Origin of the sequence: Myroides phaeus (genome assembly GCF_009799805.1) — a bacterium.
Taxonomy (GTDB): domain Bacteria; phylum Bacteroidota; class Bacteroidia; order Flavobacteriales; family Flavobacteriaceae; genus Flavobacterium; species Flavobacterium phaeum_A.
On the sequence record NZ_CP047050.1, the window covers coordinates 1,121,395 to 1,140,656 of the forward strand.

The following is a 19,262-nucleotide window of genomic DNA, read 5'->3' on the forward strand; positions in this document are numbered from 1 at the left end:
TATGAAATCTACCAGAATTGAAAGCGATTTATTAGGAGAATTACAAGTGCCTTTAGAAGCATATTACGGTGTACAAACACAACGTGCGATTAATAATTTTAAGATTTCTACCAGTAAGTTATCAGACTATCCTGAGTTTGTAAAGGGATTAGCTATCGTTAAATGGGCAGCAGCAAAAACAAACTTCGAATTAGATGTACTTGATGAGAAGATATATAAAGTAATAGCAGATGCGTGTCAAGAGATTCTGGATGGTAAACTACACCAAGAGTTTCCTGTTGATATGATTCAAGGGGGAGCAGGTACTTCGGTAAATATGAATGCCAATGAAGTAATTGCAAACCGTGCTTTAGAGTTGTTAGGTTTCCAAAAAGGAGATTATCAAAATTGTTCACCTAACGATCACGTGAATTTATCACAATCTACAAATGACGCTTATCCTACTTCTTTAAAGGTAGCGGTATTTGAAATGAATAAAAAAGTAGTTGAACGCTTAGAAAAATTAGTACAAGGTTTCGAAGCGAAAGCAAAAGAGTTTGAAAACATTATTAAAATGGGAAGAACTCAACTTCAAGATGCTGTTCCTATGACATTAGGACAAGAGTTTGGAGGGTTTGCTTATACTCTTAAAAAAGAGGTTGCTGCATTGAATCAAGCAAGCCAATCGTTTTTAGAGATTAATATGGGAGCTACAGCTATTGGTACAGGATTAAATGCAGTACCAGGGTATGCAGACCTATGTGCTAAGAATTTAGGACTTTTAATGAAACAGCCTGTTACATCTGCTGAGAATTTAGTAGAGGCAACTTCTGATACAAGTGGTTTTGTAGCATATTCAGGTGTGTTGAAAAAAGTAGCTATTAAGCTTTCTAAAATATGTAACGATTTACGTTTATTATCTTCAGGACCACGTACTGGATTAAACGAAATACAGTTACCTCCAATGCAACCAGGTTCGTCTATTATGCCAGGTAAAGTAAATCCGGTTATTCCAGAAGTTGTAAACCAGGTTTGTTTTAAAGTAATTGGTAATGATATGACAATCACAATGGCATCTGAAGCAGCACAGTTACAATTAAATGTAATGGAGCCTGTATTAGCTCATACCGTGATGGAGTCAATGATGTGGTTAGAAAACGCAATGGAAACATTAGTTGAGAAATGTGTAGTAGGTATCAAAGCTAACGTAGAACACAACAAAGATCTTGTATTAGGAAGTATTGGTATTGTTACAGCATTAAACCCTTATATTGGTTATAAAGCAAGTACAAAAATTGCCAAAGAAGCTTTGGAAACAGGAAGAGGAGTTTATGAATTGATTTTAGAACACGATTTATTGAGTAAAGAACGCTTAGATGAAATTTTGGATCCTAAGCATATGTTAGCTCCACATAAAAAATAAACATAAAGTATTACTATATTTAAGCCTCCTTTTTGGGGGCTTTTTTATTTAATATGATATGTAACTTTTTTAAAATATATTGTCTAAATAAAAATGGTAAGTTTCTTGTAGTAAGTATAGAAAATCAAGAATTATGAAAGCAGTTGTAATTGGAGCCACTGGGGCAACAGGTAAAGTGTTAGTTAGACAGCTTTTAGCTGATGACGACTATAGTTTTGTAGAGATTTTTGTTAGAAATGATTGGGATATACAACATCCTAAATTAATTTGTCACGTTGTTGATTTTGAGAAGATAGAGCAGTGGAAACACCTTATTGAAGGAGATGTTGCTTTTAGTTGTTTAGGAACAACCTTAAAAGATGCTGGAAGTAGAGAGAAACAGTGGCATATTGAATACGATTACGTGATTCAATTCGCGCAGTATTGCAGAGCGCAAGGTATTCGTTCATTCGTTGTCCTTTCTTCTAAAGGGGCTTCTGAAAGAAGTAAAATCTTTTATTTAAAGTTAAAAGGAATGATAGAACACGCGATTCTTTCTCTACACTTTGAAAATACAATTATTGTGCGTCCGAGTACATTGTTACGACCGAATTCTACTCGTAAAGGAGAGAAGTTTAGTATAAAGCTAATACGTTTTTTAAATCGTTTGGGACTTTATAAAAGCTTTAGACCGGTTTCTGTATTTGATGTTGCTAAATGTATGCGAAAAGAGAGTAAACAACTTACTTATCGCGTTTCTGTAATTGAAAATACTGATATCTAAAAAGGCCTACTGAAACAGTAAGCCTTTTAAAGAAACTAAATATAAGGTGTGAAGGATTATTTTGCTTTAGTAAATTCTAAGTTTACAGCGATTTTTACATCTTTTGCAATCGCTTGTCCTGATGGATCGTAAGCAACGTCAAAGTCAAAGCGATTTACAGAAGTAGTAGCTTGGAACCCTAACTTTTGGTTTCCTTGTCCATCATCTTGTAATAACCCTCCGTAAGTCAAATCGAATGTTACTGGTTTAGTTATGTTACGAATAGTTAAGTTACCTTCTAATTTGTATTTATCTTTTCCAGTTTTTTTGATTGATTTACTTTCAAAAGTCATCGTAGGGAATTTCTCTGCATTGAAGAAATCATTTGTTTTTAAGTGATTGTCACGCATTTCCACAGACGTGTTTACACTGTTCATATCTACTGTAAAGTTGAATACTCCTTTCGTTAAATCTTCTGGAGTACCAACGAAAGTACCTTCATATTTGTCAAAACGACCATCTACAAAAGAGATTCCTAAGTGTTTTACTGAGAAGTTAACAAAAGAGTGCATATTATCAACATTCCATTTTGTTTGTGCGAAAGTAGCTACAGAAAATAAAGTGGCTACAAATAATAAAGCTATTTTTTTCATGATATATATTTTGTTTGTTATCTGATTACAAATGTACTATCAGATATAGGTACAATCACTTAACCTACATTAAGAACGTATATAAACAAAAAAAAGCTGCTCAATTAACTTGAACAGCTTTTTCTATAAATACATCAATAAATATTGATTACATCATTTTTTTTAACCAGTTTTTGATAGACACCTCTTCGTTGATGATGTTTTTAAGATCGGCAATTGCTACACGGTCTTGTTTCATCGTATCTCTGTGGCGAATAGTAACTGTTTTATCTTCTAATGTTTGGTGATCCACTGTAATACAGAATGGAGTACCTAATGCATCAGCACGACGGTAACGACGTCCAACAGCATCTTTTTCATCATAAGCTACATTGAAATCCCATTTCAAATCTTCAATGATTTCTTTAGCGATTTCTGGTAAACCATCTTTTTTAACCAATGGTAAGATAGTAGCTTTTGTAGGAGCTAATACAGCAGGTAATTTCAATACTGTTCTTGTACTTCCATCTTCTAAAGTTTCTTCTTGAAGAGATTTAGAGAAAATAGATAAGAACATACGGTCAAGACCTACAGATGTTTCTACTACGTAAGGAACATAAGAAGTGTTTGTTTCGTTGTCAAAGAATTGAAGTTTTTTACCTGAGAATTTCTCATGTGCTTTCAAGTCAAAGTCAGTACGAGAGTGAATACCTTCTAATTCTTTAAATCCGAATGGGAAGTTAAACTCGATATCAGTAGCAGCATTAGCATAGTGAGCTAATTTCTCGTGGTCGTGGAAACGGTAGTTTTCAGCTCCCATACCTAAAGATAAGTGCCATTTGTGACGAGTAGCTTTCCAGTACTCATAGTATTTCATTTCTTCTCCAGGTTTCACGAAGAATTGCATTTCCATTTGTTCAAATTCACGCATACGGAAGATGAATTGTCTTGCAACGATTTCGTTACGGAATGCTTTTCCTGTTTGAGCAATACCAAAAGGAATCTTCATACGTCCTGTTTTTTGAACGTTTAAGAAGTTTACGAAAATACCTTGAGCTGTTTCAGGACGTAAATATAAATCCATAGCAGAGTCAGCAGAAGCACCAAGCTTAGTACCAAACATCAAGTTGAATTGACGTACCTCAGTCCAGTTTTTAGAACCAGTTTCTGGGTCAGCAATTTCTAACTCTTCAATTAATGCTTTTACGTCAGCTAAATCTCCTGAGTCTAATCCACGAGCCATACGTTCTAAGATTTCTTTTTTCTTAGCTAAGTATTCTACAACTCTTGGGTTAGTTGCTACAAATTGTTCTTCGTCAAAAGATTCTCCAAAGCGTTTTTTAGCTTTTTCGATTTCTTTCTGAGCTTTTTGATATAGTTTTTCACAGTAGTCTTCAATTAAGACGTCTGCTCTGTATCTTTTTTTACTGTCTTTGTTGTCAATTAATGGGTCGTTAAACGCGTCAACGTGACCAGAGGCTTTCCAAGTGGTTGGATGCATAAAGATTGAGGCATCTATTCCTACAATATTTTCGTGCATTTGTACCATTGATTTCCACCAGTACTCGCGAATGTTTCTTTTTAACTCCACACCGTTTTGAGCGTAGTCATATACTGCGCTTAAACCATCGTATATTTCGCTTGATGGAAAGATATAACCATACTCTTTAGCGTGCGAAATAACGTTCTTAAAAATATCATCTTGTTTTGCCATAATGCAAAAGTAATAAAAGACTTTAAGATAAGAAACCTCAAAAAGGCCATTTTACAATGAAACTTCTAAAGTTTATTAATCTTTTGTCATTAAAGTTATTATTTGTTCTTTTTTGGCTTGTTATAAGCTCTTAAAATGCGTTCAGTATTTTCAATGTGTCCCCACATATTCCAATCGTCGTGTCCCGGAATTATCGTGTCAGGAAAAGGAAATTTATTTTTCACTTTTGCAATTGTTGCTGGCCATTCTTGTGTATTTGCATCTCCAATAAAACCAAGGTCTGTTGCTTCTGCACTTTTTACAAGGCACCCTCCGTATAAAACAGATTCGTTGGGAAACCAAATAACGACATTGTCTTTGGTGTGTCCTTCACCTAAAAAGTGAACAGAAAATTCTTCTCCTGCTATGTTGAAATCTTTTTCATTGCCAAAAGTTTCCTGTGCTATAGGTTCGTTTTTACTTTGTAAGATTTCATTTGTTAGTTCATAAGCATACGTTTTTGCTCCTAATGCTTCAAAGTATGCTAAACCACCAGCTCTATCTTCGTGAAAATGCGTTACGATTACTGTATTGATTTCCTTGTTGTGATTTTCTTTGACATATTCTACAAGGGGAGTAAACTGCGTTTTATCCCAAGGCGTATCAATTAAAATAACACCTTCGTCAGTTAAGACATACATTCCATTTGCAGCGTACAAGGTACCATTAATTTCTTGGAAAGTAGTGTACACATACATCTGTTCGTTTAGTCTGTTTATTTTTAAGTCTTGAGATTGACTATAAGCAAAAAAGCTACTGAATACAGTAGCAATTAAGATAAATGATTTTCTAAGCATTAATTAGTTTGTTATGTAAGGGAAGGATAGGTTTACACCCATCCTTTTTTTCTGAAGTCTTTTAAAGTTGCTGTAAATCTTGTCATTTCTTCTGGTGTTCCAAGTGAAACACGACTCCATTGTGTCAAAGGAGGGAATGGGCGACCTACTAATATACCTGCTTCTTCCATACGTTCCATATATTTTTGAGGATCACCAGTTATTTTGTGAAATACAAAGTTTCCTTGGCTTGGTAAATATTCTAAACCTAAAGCGTCTAAGGTAGAAGTGGTAATAGCTAATGAGTTTGAATTCATTGCAATACTATCAGCTAAGAACTGCTTATCTTTTAAAGAGGCAATACCAGCTACAGCTGCTGTAATATTTATGTTTAAAATAGACATAAAAGTCACTAATTCTTGAGTCAGTTTTTCTGTTGCTAAACCATAACCAACACGCATTCCAGCCATTGCAAATATCTTAGAGAATGTACGTAATACGATTACGTTATCCATTCCTTCTTGTACAAATTGAGTTCCACTTACAAATGAAGGGTCAGTGATGTATTCTGCATACGCTTCATCAACCATAAAGAAGGTTTTATCTGCATTAGCTGTTTTTACCCATTTTTCAATTGATGCACTTGAAGTTAATGTTCCTGTTGGGTTGTTAGGGTTACATAAATAACAGATAGATAGTCCATCAAAGTTATCTGCAGCCTGTTTCATTTTGTCAAGATCCATTTCATACTTTTCATTCAAAGGAACCATTACTACTGGTATTCCAATACCCTCAGCGTGGTCTGCTGCTAAAAAGAAAGTAGGGTTTGGCGTGATAAATTGAATCTTTTGCCCTTTTTGTAATGCTTGAATACCTAATTTGTTGATAATAGCACGAATTACATCAGAAGAACCTACACCAAGTGTTACTTGAGAAGTTTTCATCTGGTAAGAGTCTGCAATGGTTTGTTGTAGCTCTTCAATATAAGCATCCGGATATCGATTAGCAGAAGGGATAATATCTATAATTGCTTGTTGTGCTTTTTTAGAAAGGCCTAAGCTATTCTCATTGTAATGTAGATACAATGGTGTTTTATCAACAGTTGTTGGTAAGCCTAATTCAGCAATTGATTCTAATGTTTGTGTTGCAGCTAACCCTCTTGTGAAGATTGCTCCTGCAAATAATGTCCCCGACAACTTTAGTATGTCTCTTCTGTTCATCGTAATTATGTTTTATTGGTTTTTTTACTTTATTGTTTTTTAGGCAATTGCTAAAAATGGAAAGTAATCCTTGAGTGAAGTATAAAAATAGAATAATATTGATTAAAAATGATGTAATCTTAAAAAAAATATAATTTTTTTCTATAAAAGGGATGAAAAGTGTTTTTGTAAAATAGTTGTTTTTAAAAGTATAATAGTTGAATTTTATTTAAAACAAATTGATATAGTGTGAGTTAAATAAATTATTTTTGAATAGTAATTACGTTATATGAAAAAAAGAAGCATAATTTATATTGTTGTATTCATTTTCTTTGGAGTGACTACCTCTTGTGAGGAAATTGACTTTTGGAGGAAAGATTGTTATAACCCAACGAAGGTAAGTCAGAGTGAGGTAAGTTTTGAAAATTATGGAGGAGAGGTTTATATTGATGTAACGCCACAACCTTTTCTTCTTTATAAAGATAATCCTCTTAATGATGGTTCAGGAATAGTACTTAGCGAATCCGTTTCGGAGTATAGTACCAAGGATTATCAAGTTATGAAAACGGGGGATAGAAGATTGTTGATAAAGGCTTTTCCTAATAAAACAGGTGTACCTATTGAGTTTGACGTGAAGGTTGAAGGTGGGGATTGTAGCAAGACTATAAAGTGTAGAATCAAAGAGTAGAGAAGAGGAAATTATAATGTAGTTTTCAAAGAGGACTATAAGCAAGTGCTAACAAATAGATTGATTAGCACTTTTTTATTTTGTTTGATTGTGGCTTGGATAGTGTTTTAACTCAGTTTTGTAGGTACTATGTTCGACACATACCCCACACATCTACCACATTTGTTCGGGAAATGGCCTGTTTTCCGAACAAATGTGGTACTTGTTTAGAACATGTCTCGAAGGAGAGCCGTTTAAAACTCCTGTAAGCCTTGGTGTATATAGGATTAAAACATTTGCTTATCTACAGGTTTTAGTGTTTTTTAGCAACTCAAAGAATTACCTTTTATAATTTGAAGGAGGAGTGTTTACGATAGTTTATATAAACAAACAGAGGGATATCACTATGATATCCCTCTGTTTGTAAGTGAGAAAAAAGTATTATTCTTCCTCTTCTGTATTTTTAAGTTTCATCAACAAGGTATAAGCGCCTTTTGAAACTATTTTTTTACCTTCTAATTCTTCTGCATTCTCAATTTGGATAAATCCATTTTCCTTTTCTCCAACTTTAACAGGAAGTAATTGATAAGTTTGTTTACCAATTTCATTGAATACAAAATATCTTCCTTCAAAGTAAACTACACTCTCTTCTGGTAGTGCTTTAGATAGCATAGAATGTGTGTCTATATCTGCATTCATATACATTCCAGGAAGTAATTTTTGCTCAAATTGTTCAAAGTGACAATGTACTTCTGAAACCCCCTCCATATTGATATCCATACTGATTAAGACAATTTCTCCTTCGTATTTTTTCTCTGGATTGTTGTTTGTATAACTAACAACGCGTTGTCCAACTTCTAATTTATCTAAGTCTTTTTCATACACTTTTAGATTTAAGTGGATATCACTTGGATCGATTAACTCAAACATTACGTCTGAAGGTGTAACATATTTACCAACGTTTACATAGGTATTACTTACAAACCCTGTAATTGGACTATATAGTGGCACTGACTTACTGATGTTATCGTGTGTTAATGTCTTAGGATTAATGTTGATTAGACTCAACTGCTGACCAAGAGCATTCATTGTGATACGTTGACTATTCATTTCAGCTTGTGCTTGTTGCATCACTTTATCACTGCTGGCTTGACTTGCATTTAGGTCTTTTTGGCGATTATAGTCTAATCTTGCAAACTCGTATTTGTCTTTTGCAATTAGATAGTTCTGTTGAATTTGGATGTATTGTGGGTCTTCCATTACCGCAATTAACTCTCCTTTTTTGACTTGCATACCAGGTAACAACTTAGTTTGTTTCAAGTATCCCCCTAATGGGTTAGTAACAGAAATTAAGTTTTGAGGTGGAACATCTATTTTACCATTTAACTTCAGTGTTTTTGCAATCTGACGTTCAGAAAGTTGAGTTGTCTCAATAGTAACGTGTTTTAATTGCGCATCCGTTAATTGTACAGTATCAGTGTCCTCTGTTTGTTCTGTTGTTTCTTCGCTTGCGTCTTCTTTTTGTTTACACTGTGTGAATAATAAAGCTCCTGAAATAGCAAGGATAACAGTAGCGTATTTGATATTTATATAGTTGAATGACATAGTATTAGTTATTTGAGGTTAGATAATTGATTTGAATGATGTTATCATTATACATTTTTAGCGTATCTAAATAGTTATTGATAAAATCAAGTGCTTGATTTGTCAATATCACATACTCTAAATAGTTTATCTCTCCATTGATAAATTGCAGTTGCGCTGTTTCAATAATTGTTGAGGTATTTTTCAGGGTGTTATTCTCATAATTACCAAGAATAGCAAGATTGTTCTGATGGTTTGTCAACAATTGTTGATAACGGTTTTCCATACTGTTTTTAGTCATTTCTAATTCGGCATCAGCTAAATCTTCTGCCTTTTTAGAAGCCTTAACTCTGGCGCGTTGACCTGTTGTAAACAAGGGTAAACTAACACCAACGTGGAAAGAACTAAAGCGCTCACTTCTGTCATAGTAAACATCATTAGAAGCAACTCCCATAAACGTACTGTTGTTGTATCCAACTTGTAAATTAGGCAGTTGTTTAGATTTCTCCAATTTTGTTTGCTCGTGTGCTATGACCTTTTGTTGTTCAATCATTTGAAGAACAGGATTGTTTTGTAAATCTGCTTCAAGCGCCGTTAAAATAGCTTTGTTATCCTCTAATTGAGGAACAATATTTTCTGTTGTATTCAATAAGTATTTTAATTGAAGTTGTGTTAAGCTTATTGCTTTTTGAACTTCAGCTAATTGCGCTTGAATACTAATTTGCTGGTTTTGAGCTGTTGTTTTTTCTAAGATATTACTTTCTCCTTTTTGTAATCTAAGCAAAGCTTTGTTGTAGAAGTTAGTGTACATACTATCTGCTCGTTGTAGTAATTTCTCTTTTTCTACCCAATAGCTATAATCGTAGAAGCTTTGTGTTACTGCTCGTTTTAGTTCATAACTTTTTAAATCAAGGTTATAAACACTTTGTTGATATTCTGCTCTAAACACATTCTTTTGTTTACTATAAACAGTTGGGAACGCAAATTCTTGAACTACTCCAAACTTGTTGTCTGTGTATGGTCCATTAATTTGTCCAAATTCACCGGTAAATGTAGTTTGTGGCAAATCAGCCCCTGTTTTGATAAAGGCTTTAGCATATTCCGTTCTCAATTTTTCAGCGCGAATCACAGTATTGTTTTCTAAAGCTGTTTCTAACGCCGTGTTTAGTGTCACTGGTGTTTGTGCATTAGCTGTAAACCCAAGACCTACAAGTAATATAGCTGCAACTGTTTTCTTCTTTTTAAAGAAGTCAAACTTTAAGCGTTGTTCAAATGTGATGTACAACAATGGCAATACGAATAAAGTTAGGAAAGTTGCTAACATTAACCCCCCAATTACAACAGTTGCTAATGGTCTTTGAACTTCAGCACCTGCCCCATTACTCAATGCCATTGGCAAGAACCCAAAAGACGCTACACAAGCAGTCATTAATACTGGGCGCAACCTTGTTTTTGCTCCTCTTATCACGATAAATACTATATTTTTAATTCCTGATTTTTGTAATCTATTAAATTCGGCAATAAGCACAATACCATTAAGTACGGCTACCCCAAACAGGGCAATAAATCCGACTCCCGCACTAATACTAAACGGCATTCCTCTTAAGGCTAATAAGAATACTCCTCCAATAATTGATAGTGGAATAGCAGTGAAAATCATTAAACATTCGCGTATATCTTTAAAAGCAAAGAATAATAAAACGAAGATTAATACCAATGCTAACGGTACCGCAATTGCCAAACGAGCTTTTGCTTCGTTTAGGTTTTCAAATTGTCCACCATACGTAATTTGATATCCGACAGGTAGCGTAATTTGTGCTTCTACTTTTTCTTGTAACTCTTCTACAATACTTTGTACGTCACGCCCTTTTACGTTAAACCCTACAAAGATTCTACGTTGTGCGTTTTCACGTTGGATTTGGTTAGGTCCCTCTTTGATTTCAACTGTTGCCAATTGGTTTAAAGGAACTTGGTTGCCGGATGGAGTAGGTATTAGTAAGTTTTGAATATCACTTACGTCTTTTCTGTTTTTCTCATCCATACGAACTACCATATCAAAACGTTGTTCTCCTTCATAGACCATTCCAGTGCTTTGTCCGGCTAAAGAAGCGTTTACAATTCTGTTGATTTCAGCAATTGAAAGTCTATAACGGGCAATTGCTTGTCGGTTGTAATCAATTAGTAATTGTGGCATTCCCGTAATTGGTTCAACATATAAATTGGTTGCTCCAGGCACGGTATTGATAAGTCCGGCAATTTTATTAGCAGTATAAGCTAAAGTATCTAAGTTTTCACCAAATACTTTTACCACTACGTCTTGTCTGGCTCCTGTCATTAACTCGTTAAAACGCATTTGTACTGGATATTGAAAACCAACAGTAATTCCAGGTATTTCTTCTAATGCGTGAGTCATTTTCTCAGCTAACTCAGGGAATGATTCCGCTGAGGTCCATTCGCTTTTATCTTTTAAGATGACCATCATATCGCTGGCATCCATTGGCATAGGGTCGGTTGGAATCTCGGCACTACCAATTTTAGTAACAACTTTTTCTACTTCAGGGAATCTTGTTTTAAGAATGTGAACAGCTTTTTGTGTACTTTCAATTGTTGTGGTTAGGTTACTACCGTTTAATACCTTGGTATCTACAGCAAAGTCTCCTTCTTCTAAGGAAGGAATAAACTCACCTCCTAATGTTGATAGGATGTAGATTGCAATCACAAATAATACACCTACTACGCTGTAGATTAATTTCGGAATCTCCATTACTTTTACCAACATACGCTCGTAAAAGCCTTCTAATTTATTTAGAACGCGTTCTGATATATTTGGTTTATGTGATATTTTACGGCTCATAATTAATGAGCTCATCATTGGTATATAGGTTAAGGATAAAAGGAATGCTCCTAATAGGGCAAAGGCAACAGTTTGCGCCATTGGTTTAAACATTTTACCTTCAATTCCTTGTAATGTTAAGATTGGAATATATACAATTAAGATAATGATCTGACCAAATACAGCACTGTTCATCATTTTTGAAGCAGATTGTACAACGGTTTTGTTCATTTCTTCTTGTTTCAGATTGACCATCTTCTTGAACTTGGCGTTGTGGGAGAATTGGTGCATGACGGCTTCTACAATAATTACTGCACCGTCAATGATCAGCCCGAAGTCTAATGCCCCTAAACTCATCAAGTTTCCACTTACCCCAAAGAGGTTCATCATACAGATAGCAAATAACATTGCTAAAGGAATTACAGAAGCTACTAAAAGTCCTGCTCTGAAGTTTCCTAAAAACAAGACTAATACTAATACTACGATTAATGCTCCTTCTGTAAGGTTTCGCTGTACTGTACCAATTGCGTTATTAACCATTTTGGTACGGTCCAAAAAGGCTTCAATAACAACACCTTCAGGAAGTGTTTTCTGGATTTCAGCAACTTTTGCTTTTACATCTTGAATTACTTCATTACTATTTGCTCCTTTCAGCATCATTACTACAGCACCAGATACTTCTCCTTGATCGTCAAAAGTCATCGCTCCATAGCGTGTTGCACTACCAATTTTTACTTTAGCAACGTCTCTTATTAACAAAGGAAGTTCTGTTTGTTTTGAAGTAATAGCAATGTTTTCAATGTCCTCAATATTGCCAACTAATCCTTCAGAACGGATATATAATACTGTAGGACCTTTTTCAATATAAGCACCTCCAGTGTTTTCATTATTGCTTTCTAAGGCTTGAAATACATCGTTTATTGTAATGCCGTAAGCATCTAATTTATTCGGATTTACAGCAATTTCGTATTGCTTTAGTTTACCACCAAAGCTACTTACTTCAGCTACTCCTTTTACAGTAAGTAATTGACGACGTACAACCCAATCTTGAATCGTACGCAATTCCGTAAGGTCAAATTTATCTTCGTATCCTTTTTCAGGGCGTACAACGTATTGGTAAATTTCTCCTAATCCTGTTGAGATAGGACCTAATTCTGGTTGTCCGATTCCTTGTGGAATTTCACTTTGAACTTGTTGAAGGCGTTCTCCAACTTGTTGACGTGCCCAATAGATGTCAACATCTTCATCAAAAACGATGGTTACTAATGATAGTCCAAAGCGAGAGAAGCTTCGGATACTTTGCATTCCTGCAATATTGCTGTTTGCTTGTTCAATTGGAAAGGTCACAAGTCTTTCTATGTCCGTAGCTCCATAAGATGGGGCAACAGTGATTACTTGTACTTGGTTGTCAGTAATATCTGGTACAGCATCAATAGGTAATTTAGTTACTTGATACAATCCAATCCCGATTAACGCAAATACAAATAGCGAGATGATGAGTTTATTCTTTACAGAAAACTCAATAATTTTATTTAACATGATTATTGTCTGTTAATACATTAATAATGAATAACATTCATAGTAAATTGTTTCATAGCAATTATACTACGAAAGAATATTCTTTTGAAAATTCGATATGTATTAACAGTATTTAGGCGGTTGCCAAATAGAAGATAGGTAGCTACTTTCGATTGCATCTTCATCGAAAGCGTGTACTTTATTGTGGTTTGTATTAAATTTAATACGATTGATTTTAATAAGAGGTGTAGGGGTTACAATTCCTACAAAAGAAATAATATGTGCGTGAGAAACAAAAGGTAGCTTCTCATCTACTGGATCGCCAATTTCTTTATGGCTTTCGCTATAGTGTATTTGTAAGAATCCCCAAATACTTAAATCAGGATTATTTGTTTTATGCTCAACAAAGTGTTCCACTAAAATAGGGAATTTCAACAGCTGACCGAACTCAGTTGTTGAAACTAAGAATAATAGCATAAATAATATGGCAATTCTTCTTCTCACTTTATTGGAATTATTGATTAGTAATTGATACTTACAAAGTTAAATATTCTTTGTTAATTGAGGGCGCAAGATAGTAATTTGTATTTATTCAAAGTAAGCATACTATTTACTTCTAATAAAATTCTAATAATTATAAAATAGGTTTTTAATATCACCCGTATTTAACGGTGGATTAAAAGTTTAAAGATGTTCTCTTGTGCTTTTTATTAAAAAACTTTGACATCTTGTTGATTACTTCAAAATGCTTTGTGATTAATTCGTTGCCATATCTATTTTCTAACGCTTGCCATTGTTCTTGTGTTAAGGGAACAAAAGCTAAGGTATCTGACCCTTTTGATATTTTACAAAAGCGTATTTCAAAGGCTGGTTGCAACAATTCATTTAACCAAATGATCGTATCGTCTAAATCAACAATAATACGTTGGTGTGTTTTTCCTTGGTATGATACAAACAACTCAAGTTCTTCATTTGGTCGGTCTTCTATTTTGGCTGCTAAGCTCTCTGTTTGGAGGCAATCTTCAATAAAATCAACTATTGCATCATCATACTCTCTCCAATCTACCCAGAATACAAGGTCTTTTCCTATTGCGTAAAAATCGTCATAGCTTTCTGTTTCAAAGTACTTTTCTAATTTTAAAAGTTTGTCTTGCATATTCTGAATGATTAAGGTTTGTACAGTCTTATTAAGTTACGAAGAAAATGTCTAATAAAGAAGTAATGTGCACAGTAAATCACTCGCTTTTGTTTTATGGATGTAATACTTCATTAAAAGGTTCGAATTCTCGTTCAGTAAAAGCTTCTGTTAAGATTCCTGAGTTGCACAACCATTCAATAGCGTCATTTAGATTATGTCCTAAGGCATAGATATTTTCTTCATTTCTTGGCAAAACAAAGTACTGATGGTTGTAAAAGATAATTTCATCTCCGTCAAAAGTATCTCCTATACAAATGGCTTGTAAGACTTGTTCTTTAGTCAATACCTCTTTACCTATTTCCCAAAAATAGTATTGTGTTACTCGTTCTAACCATTGACTTTGCTCTTGTGAGATACGAGTAGGGGGATAGATGCGAATGTATGTTCCTCCTAATAAACCTTCTCCGTATTGAAGAATATATGTTTTGTAATCTTCTTCAAAATGAAAGTTCAATAGTTGTTCACAATTGTTGATATCTTCTGCAGAAGGCAAAACTAAACTTGTGGAGTTGGTATTAATATTTGGAATTATAGTATAATGGCTAAACTTGTTCATTAGATATATTTGTTTTCAATATCATTTAAACCCTCTCTAAATTCTGATTGCAGCAGGAATTGTTCAGTTACATCAACAGCTTTTTTTGCTGATTGTTCAATGTCTTTTCCTTCTTTAGTCCAAAGTGGAGGAACAAAGTTAATTACTTGATTGTATTGTAATGACGCTATTTCTTCTTGCCAGTTTGTCCATCTAAAGTCTTGGTAAAACTGTTCTGTTCTCCCTGTTAAGAAGAAGTTTAATAGTTGAGAGTATCCGATTTCAAGGGCTTCATAATCTAATGTGTCAGGAGCAAAATAGTATATCTTGCCGATGTCCTTGCCTAAAGCACCACTATTGATACAGAAATACCCTCCTAAAACATCAAATGCTACGATTATGAAACCTTTGTTGGTGTTGTTGTCCATAATTGTTTTGCCTTGATTCCACCTTAGTATGTCTAACATTTGGTCATTATGTCCGCCACCAAGTACTTTGATCCATCCATTATCAATAAGAAGACCTCCTGATTCATAGATAAGGGCACCTAATGTTGATTTGGTAGTAACCTGTAACGCTATTAAGGCGTTGTCAGCAATTTCTTGGGTGTTTTTAGAAAGTGTAGTAACCTGTTTTGGGCTCTCTGCTATCCATTCTTCAATCATTGGCCAAGCAGAGTCTTTTGTATCAATTAGTTCTTGTAGTGTGCGCATAGAAACAATTTTAAGAACTAAAGATAGTTAATTTTGAAAGGGAAGGGATAAAAAAAATGTAAACTACTTATCAATTGATTTGTAGTTTACATCATAGATTGGTTGATTGTATTGTGATTATAAGTCTGCAATTGCTTCTGGAATAGGCATATAGACATATAAAATTGATTTTACTGAAAATGCAACTAATACTAAAAGAACAAAAATACTTGCAATAGCAATCTTCTTTGAAGATAATTGCAGTGCAGCAATACCTAATGTAAGACTTATTAAGAAGGCTATTGGCAATAGAACTTTGAAATAACTCATTGATGGAAAAAAGAATAGCCCTAATGTGATAATTGAAAATACTAATGCGCCTATACTCAATAGTGGACTTTTATTTGCTTCTTGATTTATAGTGTTCATCTTTTGGTTTTTTTAGTTGTAACTGTTAAAGAAATAGCTTTAAGTCAGTTTTACATATACAAAACTATGCCATTATATTCTAAATTCAAAATTTTAACAGTTTTAAATTTGTTTATATAACTGTTTTTTAAGAACTAAATAAATTATTACGTGTTATTTTGTTTGTTTAATAAGAGATACTTTATGTTTTGTCTTAAAAAACAAACGTCACTATTAAAGTGACGTTGTTTTTATAATTTGATCTTTTAGATATATCAATTATTGATTGTTGTTGCTTAATAGTAAATAAAAGTAACAGCAATGTAGAAGTTAGCTACAGCGGAATATTTCCGTGTTTGCGTTTAGGCAAGTCTACTTCCTTGTTTTCAAGCATTGCAAAACCTTTCAATAGTTTTCTTCTTGTTTCATTTGGCAAGATAACTTCATCGATAAATCCGCGTTGAGCAGCTCTGTATGGCGTTGCAAATTTCTCAGCGTATTCTGCTTCTTTTTCTGCTAATTTAGCTGCAGGGTTTTCTGCTTCAGAAATCTCTTTTTTGAAGATAATCTCACTCGCTCCTTTTGCTCCCATTACTGCAATCTCAGCATTAGGCCACGCAAAGTTTAAATCTGCACCAATGTGTTTAGAGTTCATCACATCATAAGCACCTCCATAGGCTTTACGTGTAATTACAGTTACTTTTGGCACTGTAGCTTCGCTTAAAGCATAAAGTAGTTTTGCTCCGTGAACAATAATTCCATTCCACTCTTGGTCTGTTCCAGGTAAGAAACCAGGTACGTCAACTAAAACTAATAATGGAATGTTGAATGCGTCACAAAAACGTGTAAATCTTGCTGCTTTGATTGAGCTATTTACATCTAAACATCCTGCTAAAAACATAGGGTTGTTTGCAACGATACCCACGCTTTTTCCGCCTAAACGAGCAAATCCAACAACGATGTTTTCTGCGTAATCTTTGTGTATTTCATAGAAAGAGTCTTCATCAATAATATTGTGAATAACTTCTTTCATATCATAAGGCTTGTTAGAGCTTTCAGGAATAATAGTGTCTAATCCCGGTCTGTACTCTTCTCCTAATGTGTATGGAATATCATATGCTTTCTCTGTATTGTTTTGAGGAATATATGATAGTAATTTTTTTAAGTCTTCTAAACAAGCAACATCATTTGCTGAGGTAGTATGAGCAACCCCTGATTTCGTAGAATGCGTACTTGCTCCTCCAAGTTCTTCTGATGTTACTTCTTCATTTGTTACTGTTTTTACAACGCTTGGTCCTGTTACAAACATATAACTTGAACCTTCAACCATCATTGTAAAGTCAGTCATTGCTGGTGAATAAACTGCTCCTCCTGCACAAGGTCCCATAATTGCTGAGATTTGTGGAATCACACCTGATGCTTGTACATTGCGGAAAAAGATATCGGCATATCCTCCTAATGAACGTACTCCTTCTTGGATACGCGCTCCTCCAGAGTCGTTTAGTCCGATCATTGGTGCTCCCATTTTAACAGCCATATCCATTACTTTGCAAATTTTCTCTGCGTGTGTCTCAGATAAAGCTCCTCCAAATACAGTAAAGTCTTGTGCGAATAAGTAAACTAAACGCCCATTTATTGTTCCATAACCTGTAATTACACCATCTCCGTGATAAACTTCTTTGTCCATTCCAAAGTCAGTTGTACGGTGGGTTACAAGCATTCCTATTTCTTCAAAAGAACCCTCGTCAAGTAAGTATTCAACTCTTTCTCTTGCTGTTAGTTTTCCTTTGCTGTGTTGTGTATCTATTCTTCTTTGCCCTCCACCAAGTTTAGCTTGAGCCTGAAGATCTTGAAGTGTATTTATTTTCGGATTCATAGTCATTAGTTTGGTAATCGAAGTGATTTTTGGTCTTCTAAATATTGTTTTAATGCAATGTAAGCAGCTACTTGAGCTTCGTCTTTGTACTCTTCTTTAATCAATTCTCCGTTGTAATATTTCTTAACGAAGTTGGTATCGAAGTGTCCATCGCGAAAGGCATCGTGCTCCATAACAAACTTTCCAAAGGGCAATGTTGTTTCAATTCCCTTTACTTTGTAATCGTGGATAGCTGTCAGCATTGTTTCAATAGTTTCTTCTCTTGTCTTTCCAAATGTGATTAGCTTGGCTAACATTGGATCGTAATAAATAGGAACATCCATTCCTTCTTCTATACCATTATCTACTCTAATACCAGGTCCTTTAGGAAGTTTATACACTTCTAAATTACCAACACTTGGCAAGAAGTCATTTAGTGGATCTTCGGCATAGATTCTCAATTCTACAGCGTGTCCTTGTATTTTTAAATCGTCTTGAGTAAAAGGTAGTTTTTCTCCTCTGGCAATGTTTATTTGCATTTCAACTAAGTCAAGTCCTGTAATTAATTCTGTTACTGGGTGCTCAACTTGTAAACGTGTGTTCATTTCAAGGAAGTAGAAGTTTTTGTTTTCATCTAATAAAAACTCAACCGTACCTGCCCCTACATAATCACAAGATGCAGCAACTTTTACTGCTGCTTCTCCCATTTGTTTACGTATTTCTGGTGTTAAAACAGCTGAAGGAGCTTCTTCTACTACTTTTTGGTGACGACGTTGTATACTACATTCTCTTTCAAACAGATGCACGATATTACCGTGTTTATCTGCTAATATTTGTATTTCTATGTGTCTTGGCGAACCAATATATTTCTCGATAAAAACCGAACCATCTCCAAAAGCATTTGTTGCTTCTGATATAGCGCGGTGCATTTGTGCTTCGAAATCTTCTTCTTTTTCTACTACACGCATTCCTTTTCCACCACCACCTGCTGAGGCTTTGATAAGGATTGGGAAGCCAATTTCTTTTGATATAGCTTTTGCTTTTTCAATATCTGTAATGGCTTCATCTAAACCTGGTACCATTGGAATGTTGTAAGCCTTTACTGTTTCTTTGGCAGCAAGTTTACTACCCATAATCTCAATAGCGTGAGAGTTAGGGCCAATGAATGTTATTCCATTTTTTTCACAAGCTAATGCAAAAGTGACATTTTCACTTAAAAAGCCATAACCTGGATGTATTCCGTCAACATTTAATGATTTGGCAACTTCAATAATTTTGTCGCCTAATAGGTAAGATTGATTTGATGGAGCCTCTCCGATGCAAACAGCTTCATCAGCCATTTTTACGTGAGGAGCCATACGGTCTGCAGTTGAATAAACAGCTACAGTTTTTATTCCCATTTTTTGAGCTGTTTCCATGATACGAACAGCAATTTCGCCACGGTTGGCTACAAGTATCTTTTTCATTT

Annotated in this window: 16 protein-coding genes; 3 read left to right on the forward strand and 13 right to left on the reverse strand. The window is 34.5% G+C overall.

Annotated features, from left to right (window positions below; all coding sequences use genetic code 11):
• The first annotated feature begins 1 nt into the window (after position 1).
• Entirely contained in the window at positions 2-1,402 is a 1,401-nt protein-coding gene (gene aspA, locus GQS07_RS05105) for an aspartate ammonia-lyase (protein WP_158209887.1), read from the forward strand.
• A gap of 133 nt (positions 1,403-1,535) precedes the next feature.
• Complete coding sequence (locus tag GQS07_RS05110; RefSeq protein WP_158209888.1) at positions 1,536-2,165, forward strand: NAD(P)H-binding protein; 630 nt, start codon at positions 1,536-1,538, stop codon at positions 2,163-2,165.
• A gap of 56 nt (positions 2,166-2,221) precedes the next feature.
• Here GQS07_RS05110 and GQS07_RS05115 read toward each other — a convergent pair whose 3' ends face one another.
• The 4 genes from GQS07_RS05115 to GQS07_RS05130 form a co-directional block, all read right to left on the reverse strand.
• The gene (locus tag GQS07_RS05115) at positions 2,222-2,797 is read right to left on the reverse strand and encodes a YceI family protein (protein ID WP_158209889.1); all 576 of its coding nucleotides are present in this window, start codon (positions 2,795-2,797) and stop codon (positions 2,222-2,224) included.
• 148 nt (positions 2,798-2,945) lie between these two features.
• The gene (locus GQS07_RS05120) at positions 2,946-4,490 is read right to left on the reverse strand and encodes a glycine--tRNA ligase (RefSeq protein WP_090410166.1); all 1,545 of its coding nucleotides are present in this window, start codon (positions 4,488-4,490) and stop codon (positions 2,946-2,948) included.
• 98 nt (positions 4,491-4,588) lie between these two features.
• Positions 4,589-5,326: a BlaB/IND/MUS family subclass B1 metallo-beta-lactamase gene (gene bla / locus GQS07_RS05125; RefSeq protein WP_158209890.1), complete on the reverse strand. Its 738-nt coding sequence runs from the start codon at positions 5,324-5,326 to the stop codon at positions 4,589-4,591.
• Positions 5,327-5,358: 32 nt separating this feature from the next.
• On the reverse strand, positions 5,359-6,525 hold the full coding sequence (locus GQS07_RS05130; RefSeq protein ID WP_158209891.1) for a pyridoxal phosphate-dependent aminotransferase: 1,167 nt from the start codon (positions 6,523-6,525) through the stop codon (positions 5,359-5,361).
• Positions 6,526-6,793: 268 nt separating this feature from the next.
• On the opposite strand from GQS07_RS05130, the gene GQS07_RS05135 reads away from it, so the two are divergent.
• Complete coding sequence (locus GQS07_RS05135; protein WP_158209892.1) at positions 6,794-7,192, forward strand: hypothetical protein; 399 nt, start codon at positions 6,794-6,796, stop codon at positions 7,190-7,192.
• 420 nt (positions 7,193-7,612) lie between these two features.
• Here the strand turns inward: GQS07_RS05135 and GQS07_RS05140 are convergent, their stop codons facing one another.
• From GQS07_RS05140 to accC, 9 genes are all read right to left on the reverse strand, one after another.
• On the reverse strand, positions 7,613-8,776 hold the full coding sequence (locus tag GQS07_RS05140; protein ID WP_158209893.1) for an efflux RND transporter periplasmic adaptor subunit: 1,164 nt from the start codon (positions 8,774-8,776) through the stop codon (positions 7,613-7,615).
• A 4-nt stretch (positions 8,777-8,780) separates the two neighbouring features.
• The gene (locus GQS07_RS05145) at positions 8,781-13,127 is read right to left on the reverse strand and encodes a CusA/CzcA family heavy metal efflux RND transporter (protein ID WP_158209894.1); all 4,347 of its coding nucleotides are present in this window, start codon (positions 13,125-13,127) and stop codon (positions 8,781-8,783) included.
• A gap of 102 nt (positions 13,128-13,229) precedes the next feature.
• Positions 13,230-13,610, reverse strand: coding sequence for a hypothetical protein (locus GQS07_RS05150; RefSeq protein WP_233269312.1), 381 nt, complete (start codon positions 13,608-13,610; stop codon positions 13,230-13,232).
• 172 nt (positions 13,611-13,782) lie between these two features.
• Complete coding sequence (locus tag GQS07_RS05155; RefSeq protein WP_158209895.1) at positions 13,783-14,262, reverse strand: hypothetical protein; 480 nt, start codon at positions 14,260-14,262, stop codon at positions 13,783-13,785.
• A 94-nt stretch (positions 14,263-14,356) separates the two neighbouring features.
• A complete protein-coding gene (locus GQS07_RS05160) occupies positions 14,357-14,860 on the reverse strand; it encodes an SMI1/KNR4 family protein (RefSeq protein WP_158209896.1) in 504 nt (167 codons plus the stop codon).
• Complete coding sequence (locus GQS07_RS05165) at positions 14,860-15,552, reverse strand: DUF2625 family protein (protein WP_158209897.1); 693 nt, start codon at positions 15,550-15,552, stop codon at positions 14,860-14,862. Before GQS07_RS05165 ends, GQS07_RS05160 begins: the two co-directional genes overlap by 1 nt.
• 117 nt (positions 15,553-15,669) lie before the next feature.
• Positions 15,670-15,960 carry a hypothetical protein gene (locus GQS07_RS05170; RefSeq protein WP_158209898.1) on the reverse strand — a complete coding sequence of 97 codons (291 nt, stop codon included), beginning with the start codon at positions 15,958-15,960 and terminating at the stop codon, positions 15,670-15,672.
• Between the two features lie 313 nt (positions 15,961-16,273).
• Positions 16,274-17,815, reverse strand: a complete 1,542-nt coding sequence (locus GQS07_RS05175; RefSeq protein ID WP_158209899.1) for an acyl-CoA carboxylase subunit beta — start codon at positions 17,813-17,815, stop codon at positions 16,274-16,276.
• A 5-nt stretch (positions 17,816-17,820) separates the two neighbouring features.
• Positions 17,821-19,260 carry an acetyl-CoA carboxylase biotin carboxylase subunit gene (accC, locus tag GQS07_RS05180; protein ID WP_158209900.1) on the reverse strand — a complete coding sequence of 480 codons (1,440 nt, stop codon included), beginning with the start codon at positions 19,258-19,260 and terminating at the stop codon, positions 17,821-17,823.
• Positions 19,261-19,262: the final 2 nt, after the last annotated feature.

Excerpts from the sequence above, each read along its gene's own strand:
- aspA (WP_158209887.1), top strand. The coding sequence starts at position 2 with ATGAAATCTACCAGAATTGAAAGCGATTTATTAGGAGAATTACAAGTG.
- GQS07_RS05110 (WP_158209888.1), top strand. The coding sequence starts at position 1,536 with ATGAAAGCAGTTGTAATTGGAGCCACTGGGGCAACAGGTAAAGTGTTA.
- GQS07_RS05115 (WP_158209889.1), bottom strand. The coding sequence starts at position 2,797 with ATGAAAAAAATAGCTTTATTATTTGTAGCCACTTTATTTTCTGTAGCT.
- GQS07_RS05120 (WP_090410166.1), bottom strand. The coding sequence starts at position 4,490 with ATGGCAAAACAAGATGATATTTTTAAGAACGTTATTTCGCACGCTAAA.
- bla (WP_158209890.1), bottom strand. The coding sequence starts at position 5,326 with ATGCTTAGAAAATCATTTATCTTAATTGCTACTGTATTCAGTAGCTTT.
- GQS07_RS05130 (WP_158209891.1), bottom strand. The coding sequence starts at position 6,525 with ATGAACAGAAGAGACATACTAAAGTTGTCGGGGACATTATTTGCAGGA.
- GQS07_RS05135 (WP_158209892.1), top strand. The coding sequence starts at position 6,794 with ATGAAAAAAAGAAGCATAATTTATATTGTTGTATTCATTTTCTTTGGA.
- GQS07_RS05140 (WP_158209893.1), bottom strand. The coding sequence starts at position 8,776 with ATGTCATTCAACTATATAAATATCAAATACGCTACTGTTATCCTTGCT.
- GQS07_RS05145 (WP_158209894.1), bottom strand. The coding sequence starts at position 13,127 with ATGTTAAATAAAATTATTGAGTTTTCTGTAAAGAATAAACTCATCATC.
- GQS07_RS05155 (WP_158209895.1), bottom strand. The coding sequence starts at position 14,262 with ATGCAAGACAAACTTTTAAAATTAGAAAAGTACTTTGAAACAGAAAGC.
- GQS07_RS05160 (WP_158209896.1), bottom strand. The coding sequence starts at position 14,860 with ATGAACAAGTTTAGCCATTATACTATAATTCCAAATATTAATACCAAC.
- GQS07_RS05165 (WP_158209897.1), bottom strand. The coding sequence starts at position 15,552 with ATGCGCACACTACAAGAACTAATTGATACAAAAGACTCTGCTTGGCCA.
- GQS07_RS05170 (WP_158209898.1), bottom strand. The coding sequence starts at position 15,960 with ATGAACACTATAAATCAAGAAGCAAATAAAAGTCCACTATTGAGTATA.
- GQS07_RS05175 (WP_158209899.1), bottom strand. The coding sequence starts at position 17,815 with ATGAATCCGAAAATAAATACACTTCAAGATCTTCAGGCTCAAGCTAAA.
- accC (WP_158209900.1), bottom strand. The coding sequence starts at position 19,260 with ATGAAAAAGATACTTGTAGCCAACCGTGGCGAAATTGCTGTTCGTATC.